The organism is Pseudomonas sp. TSRC2-2, from assembly GCF_049897785.1.
Taxonomy (GTDB): Bacteria; Pseudomonadota; Gammaproteobacteria; order Pseudomonadales; family Pseudomonadaceae; genus Aquipseudomonas.
Window position 1 is genome coordinate 118,238 of record NZ_JAFCWZ010000004.1, and the last position, 16,561, is coordinate 134,798.

Genomic DNA, 16,561 nt, shown 5'->3' on the forward strand with positions numbered 1-16,561 from the left:
CTTAGTAGTCTAGGCCGAGCGCGTCGAGATGGGCGGCGGCTTCCTTACCCCACTGCACAACTATCGAAGTCGCGTTGGCGGTAAACACCCGCGCGGCGTTACCGTGACTATCGGTATGGCCTACGAGACGCTGACCGTCACCCGTTTCGATGCAATAGAGCATGTCGGGAATCGCTTCGCCGGTGGTCTCATCAACCAGTTGGAAGCGCTCGCTGTGTTTAGGAACAGTGATAATCGGGGCGAAAGGTGCGGAACCGACCTGGGTGCCGACAAAAACGTCGCCAGAGCCCGTGATTACCATGCCTCCGTGGGCCGTCGCACTGCCCAAGAAAGCAATAGGCTTGCCATTGATCAAAATATTGCTGATGCCTTCGGTGACAGTGTCTCCGCAAGCCGTGGTGTCTCCGACACGCAAAACCGGCATTCCATTGATGTTTACATCACCGGAACCGCTGTTGCTGGGATTGGTGCCATGGCCTGTGATCGGGCATGCATTAAGATCGCTGAGTCGAGCGGCAGGCTTTGCCATCGTTAACTTCCTTGTTGTAAGCGTGGGCGCGAAATGTACCGGATCTTTATATTGGTTGAAAGCCTCAATCCAGATGTAGCGTGCGAGCCGCCGCGGATGTAGCTGGCAGCGACTCATCGGCCCTTCATCGCTCCCGGAATCTGGAAGTTGTCGCCTCGGATTCGCAGATGCTCACGAATACGATCAAGCAGCGGCCACCGCCCCGTTCGGCCCCATGCCGCTGCCCCAGGGCAAGGGGTTTATTGATAAGCCCCGTATTTGATCTGGTTCAGATACTCCTCAACCATACGCATGTCCGCTCAGATCGATCGGCACATAACCGTAGCAGTCAGTCGCGCGTTGCTTGAGCCATGACTCGGCCTTGGCTTGTCGCCCGAACACCTCAATGGTCATCTGATCAAAACGCTCCTGTTGCCGTAGGACTGAAACGCAATTTTCAGCGGTTCAATTCGTTGTTGCTTTCAAGTTGGGGAGAGGAACTTTTGACTTACAATGCGCCCACCTCCAGATACCGGCCCCGCCCTATGGACATCGACCTCGCTCGCACCTTCCTCGAAATCGTCCGTCACGGCAGCCTTGCCGCTGCCGCGCAGAAGCTGTTCGTCACGCAAACCGCGATTACCGCGCGGGTGCAGAAGCTCGAGAGCCAGTTGGGCAGCACACTGTTCGTGCGCAATCGCGCCGGGGCGAAGTTGACGGCCAATGGCGAAGCATTCGTGATCTACGCCAATCAACTGGTGCAGACCTGGGAGGCTGCACGCCGCGACTTGCCGCTGCCCGAGGGTTATCACAACGTTTTGCACATCGGTGGCGAGGTCAGCCTGTGCAACCCGTTGATGCTCAGTTGGGCGGCGGAACTGCGCGAGAAAATCCCCGGGCATGCTCTGCGCATGGAGATTCGCGACGGCGAAAATCTGCTGCGTCAGCTCGAACTCGGTGTGCTCGATGCAGCACTGGTCTATCAACCGGAATACTGGCCCGGGCTGCAGGTCGAGCAGGTGCTGGAAGAAAAGCTGATTCTGGTCCGCGCACCCGAGCGTCCCGAACCGTATGTCTACATCGATTGGGGTCCTGACTTTCGCCGCCAGCACGACGCCGCCCTGCCGGAAAAAGCCAAAGCCGCGCTGAGTTTCAACCTTGGACCGTTGGCCCTGCAATACATCCTCGAACATGGCGGTAGCGGCTATTTCCGCACCCGAGTCGTGCGTACGTATCTGGAAACCGGCGCACTGGAAGCCGTCACCAAAGCGCCGGAATTCGGCTACCCGACTTACTTGGTGTATTCGCGTGATCGCGACTCGGCAGTGTTGCAACAGGCCTTCGATCTGTTGCGAGAAGTAATCCGCACCGATGACGACTGGTCGCAACGTTGGAATCCGTTGAGCTGACCCGACAGCTTCAGTCCAGAGCATGGCGCTTGTGACCTCAAGGTTGACCCTGCACGAGTCAGCGGATCGGCTAATCTGCCGGGTATGACAACGATCCCCGCAGGTGAAAGCGTTGAGGCAGACCACCGAGGCATTCCGCAGCCGCTACCGCGCGGCCATTCATCCTTTGTACAACCCATGGCTGCACGGCTTCTTTGTGCTGGCGTTCGGCATGCTTGCGATCGCTTTGTTCTGGCGTTCAGTGCATTCGGTGAGTTGGCTGCAGTGGCTGACCGTGCCGCTGACCCTGCTGCTGTTCAACTTCGGCGTGTACATGGTTCACCGCCACCTCGGCCACCACAAAAAGCCCTTCGCGAAGATGTTCTACGCCCGACATGCCGGCGACCATCACAGCTTTTTCACGCCCGGCCATATGGCCTACGACAGCGCGCGGGACTGGCGGGTGATTCTGTTTCCAGCCTGGCTGATCGTTATTCATACGCTGGTCATCGCCCTGCCCCTGTGGTGGCTGCTCGCGCAGCTCAACGCCAATGTCGCCGGGCTGTTCGGCGCAAGCATGGTGCTTGGCTATCTGCTCTATGAAGCGTTCCATGCCTGCGAACATCTGCCGCCGCAAAATCCGCTGACGCGGTTACCGTGGATTCGCCAGATGCGCCGCCTGCATGAACTGCATCACCGCCGCGAGCGCATGCAGACGCGCAATTTCAACATCGTTCTGCCCCTGATGGACTATCTGTTCGGCACGCTGTATCACGAGCCGGAACCCGCCCCTTTGAGTTATCCGAAAATGCCCATGACGCGCATGCAGCACGAAATCGCTATCGCCGGTGAACCGGTTGCCGTGCTGGCCTATGCCGCCAGCGTCAGTCACTGGCCGGACTGGCACCCCTCCTCATTGAAGATTGACGGCCCGCAAGGTCCACTGCATGCCGGTGCGCGTTTCGAAGAGGACATCCATGCCGGCGGACGTGCCGGTCACTTGCGCTGGGAAGTCACTGAATACCTGCCGGGCCGGCGCTGGTGCGCACGTGCGCAAAGTGATCAGAGCCTGTCGCTACAGCTGACTTATGAATGCTCGGCGCAGGCTGGCGGCACGCGCTTCGCACGCACGTTGGAATATCGCTTTGACGGCTTGCTCATGCGTCTGGCCAATCACCTGTTGCTCAAGCGGCGCATCGAACGCGAATCTACCGCGTCGATGCTCGCCCTGCGCGACAAGGCTGTTGCGCACATCGGTTCAGCGAGGGCCAGCGCGTGAAATTACGTTTTGGACTGATCCTGTTGGTCGTCTTCGCCATCGCATGGCTGTTATTGCTGCCGACCAAAGTCGAACCGGTGGCCTGGACACCGCCACCGGTGCCCTCGTTGAAGGACGGAGTTTACGCGGACAACCAGCGCCTCAAAGGCGTGGTCAAGATCGGGCCGAGCGACATCGAAGGGCCGGAAGCGTTACTGCTGGAAGACGAATTCCTCATCACCGGTTTGCATGACGGCAGGCTGATTCGCAGCAGTCTCGACGGCACGCAGCGCAAGGTTCTGGCCGACACCGGTGGCCGCCCCTTGGGTCTGGCACGTCATCCGAATGGCATGCTGGTGATTGCCGATGCGGTCAAAGGTTTGCTGTCACTGGATGCGCAGGGACGCGTGATTCCCCTGACGACCGAGGCCAACGGTGTTCCATTTGGCTTCACGGATGATGTGGCGGTCGACAAGTCGGGCCATTTCGCCTACTTCAGCGATGCCTCAAGCCGCTGGGGCTATGGGCAGGACGGCGAGGCAATCATCGAACATGGCGCCGACGGACGCTTGCTGCGTTACGACTTTCAAACCGGCAAGACCAGCGTGCTGCTCGACAAGCTGCAATTTGCCAATGGCGTCACGCTTGGCCCGGACGAAGCCTATGTGCTGGTGAACGAGACCGGCGCGTATCGCATCAGCCGCTATTGGCTGAGCGGGCCGAAGGCTGGCACACATGATGTGTTCATCGACAACCTGCCCGGGCTGCCGGACAACCTCTCGTTCAATGGCAGCAATCGCTTTTGGGTAGCGCTGTATGCGCCACGCAATGCCTTGCTCGACGGCACGGCTGAACATCCGTTTTTGCGCAAGATGATCGTGCGGGCGTTGACGGTTTTGCCCAAGCCTGTAGAGAAGCGTGGCTTTGTCCTCGGGCTCGATCTGGACGCCAAGGTGATTGCCAATCTGCAGGATGCGAGCGATGGCAATTATTCGCCGATTACCACCGTTCGCGAATACGGACAGTGGCTGTATTTCGGCTCGTTGAAGGCTACGCATATGGGGCGCATGGGGTTGGATTCGGCCCTGAAGTAAAACGGCAAAAATTTTCACCGTCTGAACCGACGCTATCGCTGGCAAGCCAACGATAGCGATCTGTCAGTTGCTGGACCGGTCAAATTTCTCCGGATCTTCATCCTCTGGCAGTTCTTTTACGGTTTTTTCCGGATGCGCAGTGGTATGCGCCGGGCTGTTCGGTTCAGGACGGGTCGGAATCGGGTCGAAGCCGCCCTGCTCTTCACTGGGGAATTTGGGATCGTTCATGTGGCACCTCGCAACGAGTCGATGGTTTGCGGACTCTGCACATTGGAGGTGCCATTGGCCCCGCCGTTCCCCTCAAAGGGCGACCACGGGTCGGTTGATTACTGTCCCGTCAGCGGCTGCCCGGCCAGTCGGGCAACGATCTGTTCCTTGACGATCACGCGCTTCTCTTTGAGTTTTTTCAGCTCGTCGTCGGTAGGGGCATCTGACTGGGCGTTCTCGGCCTCGACAACCGCTTTATCAACATCGAAATACTTGTTGAGCAACGAATCCAGCTTCGGATCCTCGGAGCGTTTTTGCTCGATCTCTTCCTTCTTGCAGCCCAGGTCCTGATACAGATCATGTGAAACCGGCATGAAACACCTCCATCAATTTGATCGATAACCAGCGCGACCGATGCGCTGACTCATGGTCAGCATGGCCTTGCACAATGGCATCTGTCGACTCCCTGTCAGACCAGCGGTTGCCGTTCGTCGCCCTGTCGTAAATGCGATAAAACCTTTGGCACGGGCGCTCGCTCCATTGGATAACGCTCACAAAAACCTGCGTGGAGACACCCAATGGACGGATTCAACCTGCGTCATCTCGCTCTGGCTGTTGCACTGTCTGCCGGCATGGGCAGCGCCTTTGCCGCGACCGACAACGATTTTGTCGATAACGCCGCCGCCGGTGGCATCGCCGAGATCGAAACCAGTCGCCTGGCCCTCGAAAAAAGCCAGTCTGCTGACATCAAGGCCTTTGCCAACCAGATGATCACGGATCACAGCAAAGCCAACGATGAGCTGGCGGCGATTGCCAAAGCCAACGACATCGAAGTCCCGGACACCACTACCCTGGTCAAGCAGGCCAAGGAAAAGATTCTCGACATGCGCGATGAATCCTTCGATGCGGCCTACGCCAACAACCAGGTCATGGCTCACCAGGAAACAATCGAGCTGTTCAAAAAACAGGCTAACACCGTGACCGATGACAAGACCAAAGGCGCCACGGAGCTGAAAGCGTTCGCGCAGAAAATGCTGCCAGCGCTGGAAAAACACTTGGCCCATGCCAAAGAGCTGCAGGCCAAACACCCGAGCAAGTAACCTGCGGGCAATAAAAAGGCCGCATCTATTGATGCGGCCTTTTTGCGTTTCGGCGATCAACCGCCATCGGTATCGATATCGGCATCGGTGCTTTCGCCCGGTGCAGGGCGATCCGGATCGGGCTTGAAACCAGGGCTGAAGTCATTGCTGTTGTCGCTGTGATGCTGCTTCTGATCGACCTCAGCAGCGGCGCTGTCCGCCTGTCCTTTTTCCGCCGGCGCAGGCTGAGTTTGCCCCGGTGTTTGCGGGTCGATCGCTGGATCGTTGCGGTTAATCGACGCTGAGGACTGATTTTGCTGTTGCGGCGCTTGCTCGTTCATATCCACCTCATTCATAGTCCTGCCTCACTCTTCCAGCACGACTGGAAAACGTCGGGCATGCAGATTCGAAGCCTGACGCCGTAGATTCGTTCAAAAGATCGTTGCCTGTTGCCTCGCCGACTAGAGTTATCGGGGCGATCGACGCGGCAGGTAGAAAATTCACCGCAGGATGAACAACTATTTCCAGCGGCAAATGTCAGTCAATTCGCGCCGGCCATTTCGCCAGGCCGGCCCCTTATGAAACGGAGCGACACGCACATGGCAGCACTGCAGAACAGCACAGTTGAAGCAATCAAGAACAACCAGACTCAGCTGTTGAGCGAATGGACCAAACGCCTCGAAGCCAGCGGCGCGACGCGCAACCTCAAAGAACATGACGTCACTCAGCAAACCCGCGATTTGCTCAGCCTGCTGCTGGCCGGTCTGGAAAATGGCAACGGCAGCAAAGTCGCCGCCGCAGGCTGGGAAGACACCCGTCAGTTCCTTGAGAAGCTGTCGCAGAGCCGCGCCCTGCTCGGCCAGGATTCCCAGCAAACCGCCAACTTCATCTTTGCGCTGAAGGGGCCGTTGTTCGCCCTGCTGCAAAACCACTATCAAGACCAGCCTGCGCTGCTCGCCGAGCAATTGCTGGAAGTGTCCGAGCTGCTCGACACCGTCGGCATGCACACCATCGGCACCTTCCAGAAATCCCGCGAAGCGGTGATCAAGCGTCAGCAGGAAGAACTGCTGGAACTGTCGACCCCGGTGGTCAAGTTGTGGGACGGCGTCCTCGCCCTGCCGATGATCGGCACCCTCGACTCGCAGCGCACGCAAGTGGTGATGGAGTCGCTGCTGCAGCGCATCGTCGACACCGGTTCGGAAATCGCCATCATCGACATCACCGGCGTGCCGACTGTCGACACCCTGGTCGCCCAGCACTTGTTGAAAACCGTCACCGCGATTCGCCTGATGGGCGCCGACTGCATTATCAGCGGCGTGCGTCCGCAGATTGCACAAACCATCGTCCACCTGGGTCTTGATCTGCAAGGTGTCGTGACCAAAGCCAACCTGGCCGACGCGTTGAAGCTGGCTCTGACTCGCCTGGGCATCAGCCTCGGCAAAGCGGTCTGAGCCGATGGAACGTATTCCGATTCTTCAGATGGGCGATTTGCTGCTGGTGACCATTCAGGTCGACATGCACGACCAACTCGCCATGACCCTGCAGGACGACCTGTCCGAGCGCATCAGCCGGACTTCGGCGCGCGGCGTGTTGATCGACATTTCCGCGCTGGACATGGTCGACTCGTTCATCGGGCGCATGATCGGCACCATTTCCGGGTTATCGAAAATCATGGACGCCGAAACCGTGCTGGTCGGCATGCAGCCGGCCGTGGCGATCACGCTCGTTGAGCTGGGCATGACTTTGCCGGGCGTCAGCACCGCCCTCAACGTCGAACGCGGAATGAAACTGCTGCAGGATCGAGTACGCCTGCAATGACCGTACGCAGCAGCGGTACTCAACCCATCTCCATTGAACAGGACGTGGTGCTCGCCCGCCAGACCACGCGCAAGCTCGCCACCGAATGCGGCATGCGGCTGATCGACCTGACCAAACTGGTCACCGCCGTCAGCGAGCTGGCGCGTAACACCATGGTCTATGGCGGCGGCGGCGACATGGACTGGCAGATCCTCGAGGAAAACGGCCGGGTCGGTTTGCGCATCACGTTCCGCGACGAAGGCCCGGGCATCCCCGACATCAAACTAGCGATGACCGACGGTTGGACCTCCGGCAGTGGCCTGGGCCTGGGTCTGACTGGCGCCAAACGCCTGGTCAATGAATTCGAACTCGACACTGAGCCGGGCAAAGGCACGCGCATTACGATCACACGATGGACATGAATATCACCGGGTCGTTGACCCAGGTTCTGCCGATCGAGGACAGCAGCCAGATCGGTCACGCGCGGCGCACCGCGCAGAAACTCGCCGAACAGCATGGCTTCGACGAAAACGATGCCGGGCGGGTGGCGCTGGTCGCGACGGAATTGGCCAGCAACGTACTCAAGCATGCCCAGCGCGGTGAATTTCACCTGCGTGTACTGACGAGGCCGGGCAACGGTTTCGGCCTCGAAATGCAGACGGTGGATCGCGCGCAAGGCTTTGATCTGGATGCCTGTCTGGCGGACGGTTTCTCCACTGGCGGTACGCAGGGCATCGGTCTTGGCGCGGTGTCGCGACAGACTGATGTGTTTGATGTTTACGCTGACCACCGTGGCGCTGTGTTGCTGGCGCGGATATTTCCACGCGGTGATCGGCAGGCCGATATCCGTTTCGGGGTAAGCCAGCATTCGTTGCATGCCGATCCCGCCTGCGGCGACGTCTGGCACCTGGCGTATGAGGGCGCGCGGATCAGCGCGCTGGTCGTCGATGGCCTCGGTCACGGCGAAGATGCCGAGCGCGCAGGTCTGGCCGGTGCTCACGCATTCGCCCGGGCACCCTTTGCCGATCCCGTGCCATTGATGGAAGACTTGCATCAGGAAATGCTCGGTACCCGCGGCGGCGCTGTGGCCTTCGCGCAGTTCGACAGCCAGCGCGATAGCCTGACATTCGCCGGTGTGGGCAATATCGGCGCCAGCTTGCTCGACCCCGAAAAGTCACGCGGCCTGGCCTCGCACCCTGGCATCGTTGGCGGCCAGTACCGTAAAGCCAAACCCTTTGACTATGCTCACGTGAACGGACATTTATTGATCATGTACAGCGACGGCTTACAGTCCCGTTGGAACCTCAAAGACTACCCCGGCCTGGTGCATCGCCATCCGTCCGTGATAGCCAGCGTCCTGCACCGCGACTTCTGTCGTGGTCGCGATGACGTGACGGTGCTGGTCGTTGATCTGGAGGCCACCCATGGCTGAATCGACAACCCTGAGCCCTGCCGAACAGGCGGCGCTCATCGCTCAGTTGCAGCGCGAAACCACTGCTCTGCGCGAAGAGCTCGATGAAACCAACCAGGGCGTGCTGGCGCTGTACGCCGAGCTCGACACTCAGGCTGAAGAACTGCGTCAGGCATCGGATCTGAAAAGCCGTTTCCTGTCGTACATGAGCCATGAATTCCGCACGCCGCTGGGTTCGATTCTGAGCATCACCAGTCTGCTCGCCGACGAACTTGACGGCCCGCTCAGCCCTGAGCAGCACAAGCAGGTAGCCTTCGTCAGCACCGCTGCCCGTGAGCTCAGCGACATGGTTGATGACCTGCTGGATCTGGCGAAGATCGAAGCCGGGCGCATCAGCATCTCGCCGGCCTGGTTCGACATGTTCGACCTGTTTTCGGCCCTGCGCGGGATGTTCCGGCCAATCGTCGATGCTTCGGCGGTGGATCTGATCTTCGAAGAGCCGCTGGGCCTGCCGCGCCTGTATACCGATGACAAGAAGCTCGGGCAGATCCTGCGCAACTTCATTTCCAACTCGCTGAAATTCACCACCCGTGGCGAAGTGCGCGTGTCGGCGCGACTGGAAGGTGAAGACAAGGTGCGCTTTGCCGTCAGCGACACCGGCATCGGCATCGCTGCCGAGTTGCATGACACGCTGTTCGAGGATTTCTCCCAAGTCGATTCGCCATTGCAGAAGCGTCTGCGCGGCACCGGTCTGGGCCTGTCACTGTGCAAGCGTTTCGCTGCCTTGCTCGGCGGTGAAGTCGGGGTTGAAAGCACGCCGGGCGTCGGCTCGACATTCTTCGTCATCATCCCGCTGGCAATCGCTCTGGAGAACGTCGATGAATCGTGACATCCGCCTGCTGATCGTCGATGACAACGTCGCCACCCGCTACGCCTTGCGCCGGCGCCTGGAGCGCCACGGCTACACGGTGCTTGAGGCCGGCACCGGCAGCGACGGCCTGGCTCTGATCGAGAGCGAAGCCCTCGATGCGTTGATCCTCGACGTCAACCTGCCGGACATGAGCGGTTTCGATATCGTTCGCCTGCTGCGCGCCGACCCGGGCACCGCGCTGCTGCCGGTGATTCATGTGTCAGCGGCGTCGATCCAGACCGGCGACATCATCACCGGTCTCAACGCCGGTGCCGATGCGTATCTGATTCACCCGGTCGACCCCGATGTGCTGCTGGCGACGCTGCGTACCCTGCTGCGGGTGCGCGATACGGAAAATGCCCTGCGCGAAAGCGAGGCACGTTTTCGCGAGATTTTCGCCAACGTCTCGGCGCCGATCGCAGTACTCGATGCCAATCTGAAAGTGCATGAATGCAATCACGCCTTTGCCCAGCTGATCGTCGATAACCGCGATCCGCAGGCGCTGCGTGAATGCTTCGCCGAAGATCAATGCTCCATCCTCGACGAACTGCGCCTGCGTCTGGTCGACGGCGAGCGCTGGAAGGGCACGCTGAACATGCGCGTGCAGGGTGAGATTCGCGAAACGCAATGGCAGATCTCGCCCTATCGCACGCCAGAGCTAAGCCTGGTGTTCGTCGAAGACGTCACCGAGCACCGCCACCGTGAGCGCTCGCACCTGGCGCAACTGGACGACACCACCACCCAACTGGCCAAGGAAGTCGCCGAGCGCGTGCGCGCCGAAGCGCAATTGCTGCAAGTGCAGAAAATGGATGCCCTGGGCAAACTCACCGGCGGCATTGCCCACGACTTCAACAACCTGCTTACCGGGATCATCACCAGTCTGGAACTGATCCGGAAACGCGTGGCCGATGAGCGTCTGGACAAGGTGCAGTTCTACACCGAAGCAGCGCTGAACTCAGCGATGAGCGCGGCCTCGCTGACCCATCGCCTGCTCGCCTTCGCCCGTCAGCAGCCGCTGGATACGCGGCCGGTGGACATCAACGAGCACGTTCGCTCGCTGGAAGAGTTGCTGGTGCGCACCATCGGTGAGCGCATCAATCTCAAGCTGGAACTGACCAACAAACCGGCGATTGCGTTGGTCGACCCGGTGCAGCTGGAAAGCGCGGTGCTCAACCTTGTGATCAACGCCCGCGATGCCCTGCCCTCCGGCGGCAATATCTGGGTCAACACGTACGCCGCTTATTCCCATGGCGATCCGAATCTGGCCGATGGCGCGTACGTGGCGCTGTCGGTACGCGACGACGGCACCGGCATCGAACACAACGTGATCGACAAGGTGTTCGAGCCGTTCTTCACCACCAAGCCGTTGGGCCAGGGCACCGGGCTCGGCCTGTCGACGATTTACGGCTTCGCCCGCCAGTCCGGCGGTGACGCGCACATCCGTAGCGTTGCCCGGCGAGGTACCGAAGTGACGATCATGCTGCCCGGCACCAACGACCCGACCGGTGCCGACGCGCCAGTGCCGATGCCTGACGCCAAAGGCAGTGGCGAGCATGTGCTGATTGTCGAGGACATGGCCACGGTGCGCTTGTTTGTCACCGAAGTGCTGGAAGATGCCGGCTACCGCTGCACGCAGGCGGCGGATATCGAGTCGGCGCTGGAGCGGTTGCAGAATGATCCGTCAATCGACCTGCTGTTGACCGACGTCGGCCTGCCGCGCATGAGTGGCCGCGAACTGGCCGATGTTGCCCGTGGCTGGCACGAAGGGCTGCCCATCCTGTTCATGACCGGCTACGCCGAAACTGCGCTCAACCGCCAGGTCTTTCTCGGTACAGGGATGGACATGCTGGTCAAACCATTCCAGATCAGCGAATTGCTCGACAAGGTCCGCCGCACGATTGGTGGCGCCTGACACTCCGCGTTCGCGAGCAAGCCCGCTCCCACAAGGGATCTGGTGTGCAACCAGTTTTCCGGGTAAACCCACAAAACTGTGGGAGCGGGCTTGCGCGCGAAGACGCTAGCGAGGGCGCCACCATCATCGGCTTAACGCCCGAGCGAGAAACGGCGCAGTCTTGCTCTTTCTGCTCGCCGCGACTTTTTGCGGTGTGCCGGCAGCGACAATCCTGCCGCCCTGATCGCCCGCGCCGGGGCCGATGTCAATCACCCAGTCGCTCTGCGCGACGACACGCATTTCGTGTTCGACGACGATCACCGTGTGCCCTGCCGTCACCAATGTATCGAGCTGCTCCAGTAACCTGTCGACATCCCTAGGGTGCAATCCCGTGGTCGGCTCATCCAGCACATACAAGGTCGCGCCACGCTGACTGCGCTGCAATTCGGTCGCCAGTTTGATCCGCTGCGCCTCGCCGCCGGACAGTTCGGTGGCCGGTTGCCCCAGGCGCAGATACCCCAGGCCGATATCGCGCAACACCTCCAGCGAACGACGTATCCCCGCCTGCTCGGCGAACACCGCCACCGCTTCATCGACGGTCAATTGCAGCACCTGCGCGATGCTCAAGCCCTGCCAGAGAACTGCCAGGGTCTGCGGGTTGTAGCGCGCGCCATGACAGGTGGGGCACGGCGCATACACGCTGGGCATGAACAGCAATTCGACGCTGACAAAGCCCTCACCCTCGCACGTGGCGCAACGGCCCTTGGCGACGTTGAAGGAAAACTGCCCGGCGTCATAGCCCGCCGCTTGCGCTTCGGGGGTCGCGGCGAACAGCTTGCGCACGTTATCGAACAGTCCGGTGTAGGTCGCCAGATTGGAACGCGGTGTACGGCCAATCGGTTTCTGATCAACCTGCACCAGCCGCTTGATCGACTCCAGGCCGGCGGTGATCTGGCCGGTACTGGGCGGCTGTACGTCATCTTCCAGGCTCGGTTCTTGCGACTCGACCTCGGCCACCGGCCGCCCCAACTGCGCGCCGACCAGTTCCAGCAATGCCTGACTGACCAGACTCGATTTGCCGGAGCCAGACACCCCGGTCACCGAGGTGAAACAGCCCAGGGGGAATTCGGCGCTCAGATTATTCAGATTGTTCCGCGTGACGCCGTCCAGCTTCAGCCAGCCGCTCGGCTTGCGCGCGGTGCGTTCAGGTCGTTGGTTTTCGGCGAACAGATAAGCGCGGGTCTGCGAATCCGCAATCTCGGCAAGCCCCTCAGGCGGGCCGCTGTACAGCACTCGCCCGCCCTTTTCCCCCGCTGCCGGGCCGACGTCGATCAGCCAGTCGGAACGGCGCATGGTTTCGACATCGTGCTCGACCACAAACAGCGTGTTGCCGTCCGCCTTCAACCGCTGCAGCGCCTCGAACAGCGCTTCGCCATCCGCCGGATGCAGGCCGGCGGACGGCTCATCCAGCACATAAATCACCCCGAACAGCTGCGAACCCAATTGCGTGGCCAGACGCAAACGCTGCAACTCGCCCGACGACAAGGTCGGTGTACTGCGCTCCAGCGCCAGGTAACCCAGGCCGAGATCGGTCAGGGTGCTGACGCGCTCCAGCAGATCTTCAGCAATACGCTGCGCTGCCAGACGTTTTTCCAGCGACAGGTTCGGCGTGTGGCGCACATCCGGCGCGCTGGCGTGGCCACTGGCGCCATGGGCGACCCGCTGTTTACGGGCCTCGCGAGTCTGCGCATGGCTGAGGGTGTCGCCGCTTCCCTCAGCCTGTTCCAGGTAACTGGTCGCCGCCACCGGCCTCAGTACTTCGGCCACTTGCAGCAACGGCATTTGTGCCAGCTGGCCAATGTCGTAGCCCGCAAAGGTCACCGACAACGCCTCGCGCTTGAGCCGCTTGCCCTCGCACAACGGGCACGGACTGCCGCGCATGAACTGCGAGACACGCTTCTTCATCAGCGCACTTTGCGAGTGGGTAAAGGTGTGCAGGATGTAGCGCCGGGCGCCGGTGAAAGTACCTTGGTAGCTCGGTTCTATCTTGCGCTTGAGGGCGACGCGGGTTTCTTCCGGGGTCAGCCCGGCGTACACCGGCACCGTCGGCGTTTCTTCTGTGAAAAGGATCCAGTCGCGCTGCTTTTTGGGCAGTTTGTTCCACGGGATGTCGACATCGATGCCCATGGTCACGAGGATGTCGCGCAGGTTCTGCCCCTGCCAGGCCAAGGGCCAGGACGCCACGGCGCGCTGGCGGATGGTCAGGCTCGGATCCGGCACCATCAGCCCTTCGGTCACCTCATAGACGCGGCCAAGGCCATGGCATTCCGGGCACGCGCCCTGCGGCGTGTTCGGTGAAAAGTCCTCGGCATACAGCATCGGCTGCCCCGGCGGGTAACTGCCAGCGCGGGAATAGAGCATACGGATCAGGCTCGACAACGTCGTCACGCTGCCCACCGACGAACGCGCACTTGGCGTGCCGCGCTGCTGTTGCAGGGCCACGGCGGGCGGCAAACCTTCGATGGAATCGACATCCGGCACGCCAACCTGATCAATCAGCCGCCGCGCATACGGCGCCACCGATTCGAAATAGCGCCGCTGGGCCTCGGCGTACAACGTCGAAAACGCCAGCGACGACTTGCCCGAACCCGAGACGCCGGTGAACACCACCAGCGCATCGCGTGGAATATCGACGTCAACGTTTTTCAGGTTATGTTCGCGGGCGCCGCGCACACGAACCATGCCGGCGGGTGCTTTGCAATTGCGCTTGGAAGTCATTGACCTGCCTTGATTGGAATATAAGGGTGGCGCTCGGGTTCAGGTGCCGAGCACCTCGCTAATCGTCTGCAGCAACGCTTGCGGGCTGTACGGCTTGCCGAGCAGATGTGTATCGGGGCTGAGCTGATGGTCGCGGGAAATGATGTCGCGGGTGTGCCCGGAGGTGAACAACACCGGCACCGGCGGCGTCTGCACCTTGGCCCAGGCAGCAAGATCCGAACTTTTGATCAGGCCGGGCATGACCACGTCGGTGAAAATCAGGTCGATCTCGATGCCTTCCAGCAGCATCTGCATGGCGACGTCACCATTGCAGGCCGTCAGCACGCGATAGCCCTCTTCGCGCAGCAATTCCACCGCCGAGGCGCGCACTGCGTCGTTATCTTCGACCACCAGCATGGTTTCGTGGCCACCGCTCTTGCGTTCGCCGACGCTCGTGGCCTCTTCACGGACCGGACGAAGACTGCGTGGGAAATACAGTTGCACTCGGGTACCGTCGCCCAGCTGGCTGTCGATCTCGACGTGGCCGCCGCTCTGTTTGACGAAGCCGAAAACCATGCTCAAACCGAGCCCGGTGCCCTGCCCGTCGGCCTTGGTGGTAAAGAACGGTTCGAAGACTTGCTCAAGCATTTGTGGGGCAATACCCACGCCGGTGTCGCTGACCGCCACACGAACATACTCACCGGCCGCGATGCCCTTGCCGGCGCAGTAGTCGCTGTCCAGGCAGACATTAGCGGCGCTGAGGCCGATAACCCCTTCGCCCTTCATCGCGTCGCGGGCGTTGATCGCCAGATTGAGAATCGCGTTTTCCAGCTGGTTGCGGTCGACGTTGATGTGCCACGGCTGCGACGGCAACTGCACGTCGATCTGAATGGTTTCGCCCAGGGCGCGTTGCAGCAATTCGCCAACGCCTTCGAAAATCTGCTCAGGGTTGCACACGGCCGGTGACAGCGGTTGCCGACGGGCAAACGCCAGCAGTTGCGAAGATAATTTGGCACCGCGCTCGACCGCCGCCAGCGAAGCCCCGACCCGGCGTTGCACATTGGCATTGTTCGGCTCATGCCGAGCGAGCAAATGCAGGTTGCCGGCGATCACTTGCAGCAGGTTATTGAAATCATGGGCGACGCCGCCGGTCAGGCCACCGATGGCTTCGAGCTTCTGCGATTGACGCAATTGCTCCTCAGCCGCCAGCCGCGCATCGACTTCAGCAGCCACGCGTTGTTCGAGATTGCGGGTGAATTTGAGCAGCGAGTCTTCAGCATTCTTGCGCTCATGGATGTCAATCAGCACACCGGGGAAGCGAAACGGCTTGCCGTCTTCATCGAACTCGCAGGCACCACTGGCCAAGACCCACAGATACTGGCCGTCGCCACGCTGCACGCGGTATTCGGCGTTGTACGGTTCGCCAGTGCGCACGCAGTGGGCAACCCGTTCCTGCACCCACCGATGATCCTCGGGATGGATGCGCGATTCGGCAATTTCTTGTTGCAGATCGCTCAGGTCCTGGTCCGCAGGATAGGAGAAGGTGCGGGCGAAACGCTCATCGGCGGACAAGCGATTGTTTTTGATGTCCCAGACAAACGAGCCAAGCAGTGCGCCGGCATTCAAGGCCAGACGCACGCGCTCGTTGTCGGCGCGGTAAGCATCTTCCGCCGCTTGGCGCAGGCGCTCGGAATGCACCAGTTCGGTGGTCTCGACCACCATTGCCATGACGCCGCCGGGCACGCCTTCGTCATTGGCCACCGGGCTGTAATACAAATCCATCCAGACGTCTTCGGGCACGCCGTCGCGCAGCAACACCAACTCTTTGTTGCGGTAGGACAAGGTGCCGCCTGCCAGGCAGGTGTCGACAACGTGACGGTTGAATTCAGCGACTTCCGGCCAGCCCAGCTCTACCGGCACGCCGAGCAGATAGGGATGGCGGCCGCCGGCAAATTCGGAATAGGCGTCGTTGTAGATCATGTAGCCGGCGTGGCCCCAGAGCATCACCATCGGCAGCGGCGAAGCCAGCATCAGTTGCACGGTGTTGCACAGGCTGACCGGCCATTCGGCGAGCGCGCCCAGTTCGGTAGGGCTCCAGTCGAACGCTCGGATGCGTTCGGCCATTTCGCCCTTCCAGCCGTCACAGCCGTGGCTTTGGGATAAAAACTGCATCGCCTGACTCAGTGTCCTATTTTGCGGTTTTCCGATCTATCGCAACGCTACAACGACGCGACGCCCGTGTGTTTCGAGGCTCTGAAAGC

General features: G+C 60.7%; 16 protein-coding genes. 10 read left to right on the top strand and 6 right to left on the bottom strand.

The window, feature by feature from the left end; all coding sequences use genetic code 11:
• Position 1: 1 nt before the first annotated feature.
• Positions 2-529: a PAAR domain-containing protein gene (locus ACP7D9_RS09235; protein WP_101159397.1), complete on the bottom strand. Its 528-nt coding sequence runs from the start codon at positions 527-529 to the stop codon at positions 2-4.
• Between the two features lie 524 nt (positions 530-1,053).
• Here ACP7D9_RS09235 and ACP7D9_RS09240 point away from each other — a divergent pair.
• The 3 genes from ACP7D9_RS09240 to ACP7D9_RS09250 all read left to right on the top strand — a co-directional run bounded on the left by ACP7D9_RS09240 (position 1,054) and on the right by ACP7D9_RS09250 (position 4,248).
• Positions 1,054-1,917 (top strand): LysR family transcriptional regulator, encoded by an 864-nt coding sequence (locus tag ACP7D9_RS09240; protein ID WP_024012724.1) that lies wholly within the window; start codon positions 1,054-1,056, stop codon positions 1,915-1,917.
• Between the two features lie 112 nt (positions 1,918-2,029).
• Positions 2,030-3,175, top strand: a complete 1,146-nt coding sequence (locus ACP7D9_RS09245; RefSeq protein ID WP_426157377.1) for a sterol desaturase/SRPBCC family protein — start codon at positions 2,030-2,032, stop codon at positions 3,173-3,175.
• Complete coding sequence (locus ACP7D9_RS09250) at positions 3,172-4,248, top strand: SMP-30/gluconolactonase/LRE family protein (protein ID WP_426156903.1); 1,077 nt, start codon at positions 3,172-3,174, stop codon at positions 4,246-4,248. Before ACP7D9_RS09245 ends, ACP7D9_RS09250 begins: the two co-directional genes overlap by 4 nt.
• 63 nt (positions 4,249-4,311) lie before the next feature.
• Here ACP7D9_RS09250 and ACP7D9_RS09255 read toward each other — a convergent pair whose 3' ends face one another.
• Entirely contained in the window at positions 4,312-4,476 is a 165-nt protein-coding gene (locus ACP7D9_RS09255) for a hypothetical protein (RefSeq protein WP_165368399.1), read from the bottom strand.
• A 98-nt stretch (positions 4,477-4,574) separates the two neighbouring features.
• Positions 4,575-4,829: a hypothetical protein gene (locus ACP7D9_RS09260; RefSeq protein WP_426156905.1), complete on the bottom strand. Its 255-nt coding sequence runs from the start codon at positions 4,827-4,829 to the stop codon at positions 4,575-4,577.
• A gap of 204 nt (positions 4,830-5,033) precedes the next feature.
• Here ACP7D9_RS09260 and ACP7D9_RS09265 point away from each other — a divergent pair, with 204 nt between their 5' ends.
• Positions 5,034-5,555, top strand: coding sequence for a DUF4142 domain-containing protein (locus ACP7D9_RS09265; RefSeq protein WP_039758662.1), 522 nt, complete (start codon positions 5,034-5,036; stop codon positions 5,553-5,555).
• A gap of 56 nt (positions 5,556-5,611) precedes the next feature.
• Here ACP7D9_RS09265 and ACP7D9_RS09270 read toward each other — a convergent pair whose 3' ends face one another.
• Positions 5,612-5,875: a hypothetical protein gene (locus ACP7D9_RS09270; RefSeq protein WP_426156907.1), complete on the bottom strand. Its 264-nt coding sequence runs from the start codon at positions 5,873-5,875 to the stop codon at positions 5,612-5,614.
• A 258-nt stretch (positions 5,876-6,133) separates the two neighbouring features.
• Here ACP7D9_RS09270 and ACP7D9_RS09275 point away from each other — a divergent pair, with 258 nt between their 5' ends.
• From ACP7D9_RS09275 to ACP7D9_RS09300, 6 genes are read left to right on the top strand one after another with little or no spacing between them, the layout of a single operon-like run.
• The gene (locus ACP7D9_RS09275) at positions 6,134-6,985 is read left to right on the top strand and encodes an STAS domain-containing protein (protein WP_101159394.1); all 852 of its coding nucleotides are present in this window, start codon (positions 6,134-6,136) and stop codon (positions 6,983-6,985) included.
• A 4-nt stretch (positions 6,986-6,989) separates the two neighbouring features.
• Positions 6,990-7,352, top strand: coding sequence for an STAS domain-containing protein (locus tag ACP7D9_RS09280; protein WP_016774466.1), 363 nt, complete (start codon positions 6,990-6,992; stop codon positions 7,350-7,352).
• A complete protein-coding gene (locus ACP7D9_RS09285) occupies positions 7,349-7,753 on the top strand; it encodes an anti-sigma regulatory factor (protein WP_426156910.1) in 405 nt (134 codons plus the stop codon). Before ACP7D9_RS09280 ends, ACP7D9_RS09285 begins: the two co-directional genes overlap by 4 nt.
• Positions 7,750-8,763, top strand: coding sequence for an ATP-binding protein (locus ACP7D9_RS09290; RefSeq protein ID WP_426157379.1), 1,014 nt, complete (start codon positions 7,750-7,752; stop codon positions 8,761-8,763). The genes ACP7D9_RS09285 and ACP7D9_RS09290 overlap by 4 nt, the downstream gene beginning before the upstream one ends.
• The gene (locus tag ACP7D9_RS09295) at positions 8,756-9,631 is read left to right on the top strand and encodes a sensor histidine kinase (RefSeq protein WP_426156912.1); all 876 of its coding nucleotides are present in this window, start codon (positions 8,756-8,758) and stop codon (positions 9,629-9,631) included. The genes ACP7D9_RS09290 and ACP7D9_RS09295 overlap by 8 nt, the downstream gene beginning before the upstream one ends.
• Positions 9,621-11,564, top strand: a complete 1,944-nt coding sequence (locus ACP7D9_RS09300) for a response regulator (protein ID WP_426156914.1) — start codon at positions 9,621-9,623, stop codon at positions 11,562-11,564. The genes ACP7D9_RS09295 and ACP7D9_RS09300 overlap by 11 nt, the downstream gene beginning before the upstream one ends.
• A gap of 123 nt (positions 11,565-11,687) precedes the next feature.
• Here ACP7D9_RS09300 and ACP7D9_RS09305 read toward each other — a convergent pair whose 3' ends face one another.
• On the bottom strand, positions 11,688-14,321 hold the full coding sequence (locus tag ACP7D9_RS09305; protein WP_426156916.1) for an excinuclease ABC subunit A: 2,634 nt from the start codon (positions 14,319-14,321) through the stop codon (positions 11,688-11,690).
• A gap of 39 nt (positions 14,322-14,360) precedes the next feature.
• Positions 14,361-16,472: an ATP-binding protein gene (locus ACP7D9_RS09310; RefSeq protein ID WP_426156918.1), complete on the bottom strand. Its 2,112-nt coding sequence runs from the start codon at positions 16,470-16,472 to the stop codon at positions 14,361-14,363.
• Positions 16,473-16,561: the final 89 nt, after the last annotated feature.

Coding starts and splice junctions, on each gene's coding strand:
- ACP7D9_RS09235 (WP_101159397.1), bottom strand. CDS start 529: ATGGCAAAGCCTGCCGCTCGACTCAGCGATCTTAATGCATGCCCGATC.
- ACP7D9_RS09240 (WP_024012724.1), top strand. CDS start 1,054: ATGGACATCGACCTCGCTCGCACCTTCCTCGAAATCGTCCGTCACGGC.
- ACP7D9_RS09255 (WP_165368399.1), bottom strand. CDS start 4,476: ATGAACGATCCCAAATTCCCCAGTGAAGAGCAGGGCGGCTTCGACCCG.
- ACP7D9_RS09260 (WP_426156905.1), bottom strand. CDS start 4,829: ATGCCGGTTTCACATGATCTGTATCAGGACCTGGGCTGCAAGAAGGAA.
- ACP7D9_RS09265 (WP_039758662.1), top strand. CDS start 5,034: ATGGACGGATTCAACCTGCGTCATCTCGCTCTGGCTGTTGCACTGTCT.
- ACP7D9_RS09270 (WP_426156907.1), bottom strand. CDS start 5,875: ATGAACGAGCAAGCGCCGCAACAGCAAAATCAGTCCTCAGCGTCGATT.
- ACP7D9_RS09275 (WP_101159394.1), top strand. CDS start 6,134: ATGGCAGCACTGCAGAACAGCACAGTTGAAGCAATCAAGAACAACCAG.
- ACP7D9_RS09280 (WP_016774466.1), top strand. CDS start 6,990: ATGGAACGTATTCCGATTCTTCAGATGGGCGATTTGCTGCTGGTGACC.
- ACP7D9_RS09285 (WP_426156910.1), top strand. CDS start 7,349: ATGACCGTACGCAGCAGCGGTACTCAACCCATCTCCATTGAACAGGAC.
- ACP7D9_RS09290 (WP_426157379.1), top strand. CDS start 7,750: ATGAATATCACCGGGTCGTTGACCCAGGTTCTGCCGATCGAGGACAGC.
- ACP7D9_RS09295 (WP_426156912.1), top strand. CDS start 8,756: ATGGCTGAATCGACAACCCTGAGCCCTGCCGAACAGGCGGCGCTCATC.
- ACP7D9_RS09300 (WP_426156914.1), top strand. CDS start 9,621: ATGAATCGTGACATCCGCCTGCTGATCGTCGATGACAACGTCGCCACC.
- ACP7D9_RS09305 (WP_426156916.1), bottom strand. CDS start 14,321: ATGACTTCCAAGCGCAATTGCAAAGCACCCGCCGGCATGGTTCGTGTG.
- ACP7D9_RS09310 (WP_426156918.1), bottom strand. CDS start 16,472: ATGCAGTTTTTATCCCAAAGCCACGGCTGTGACGGCTGGAAGGGCGAA.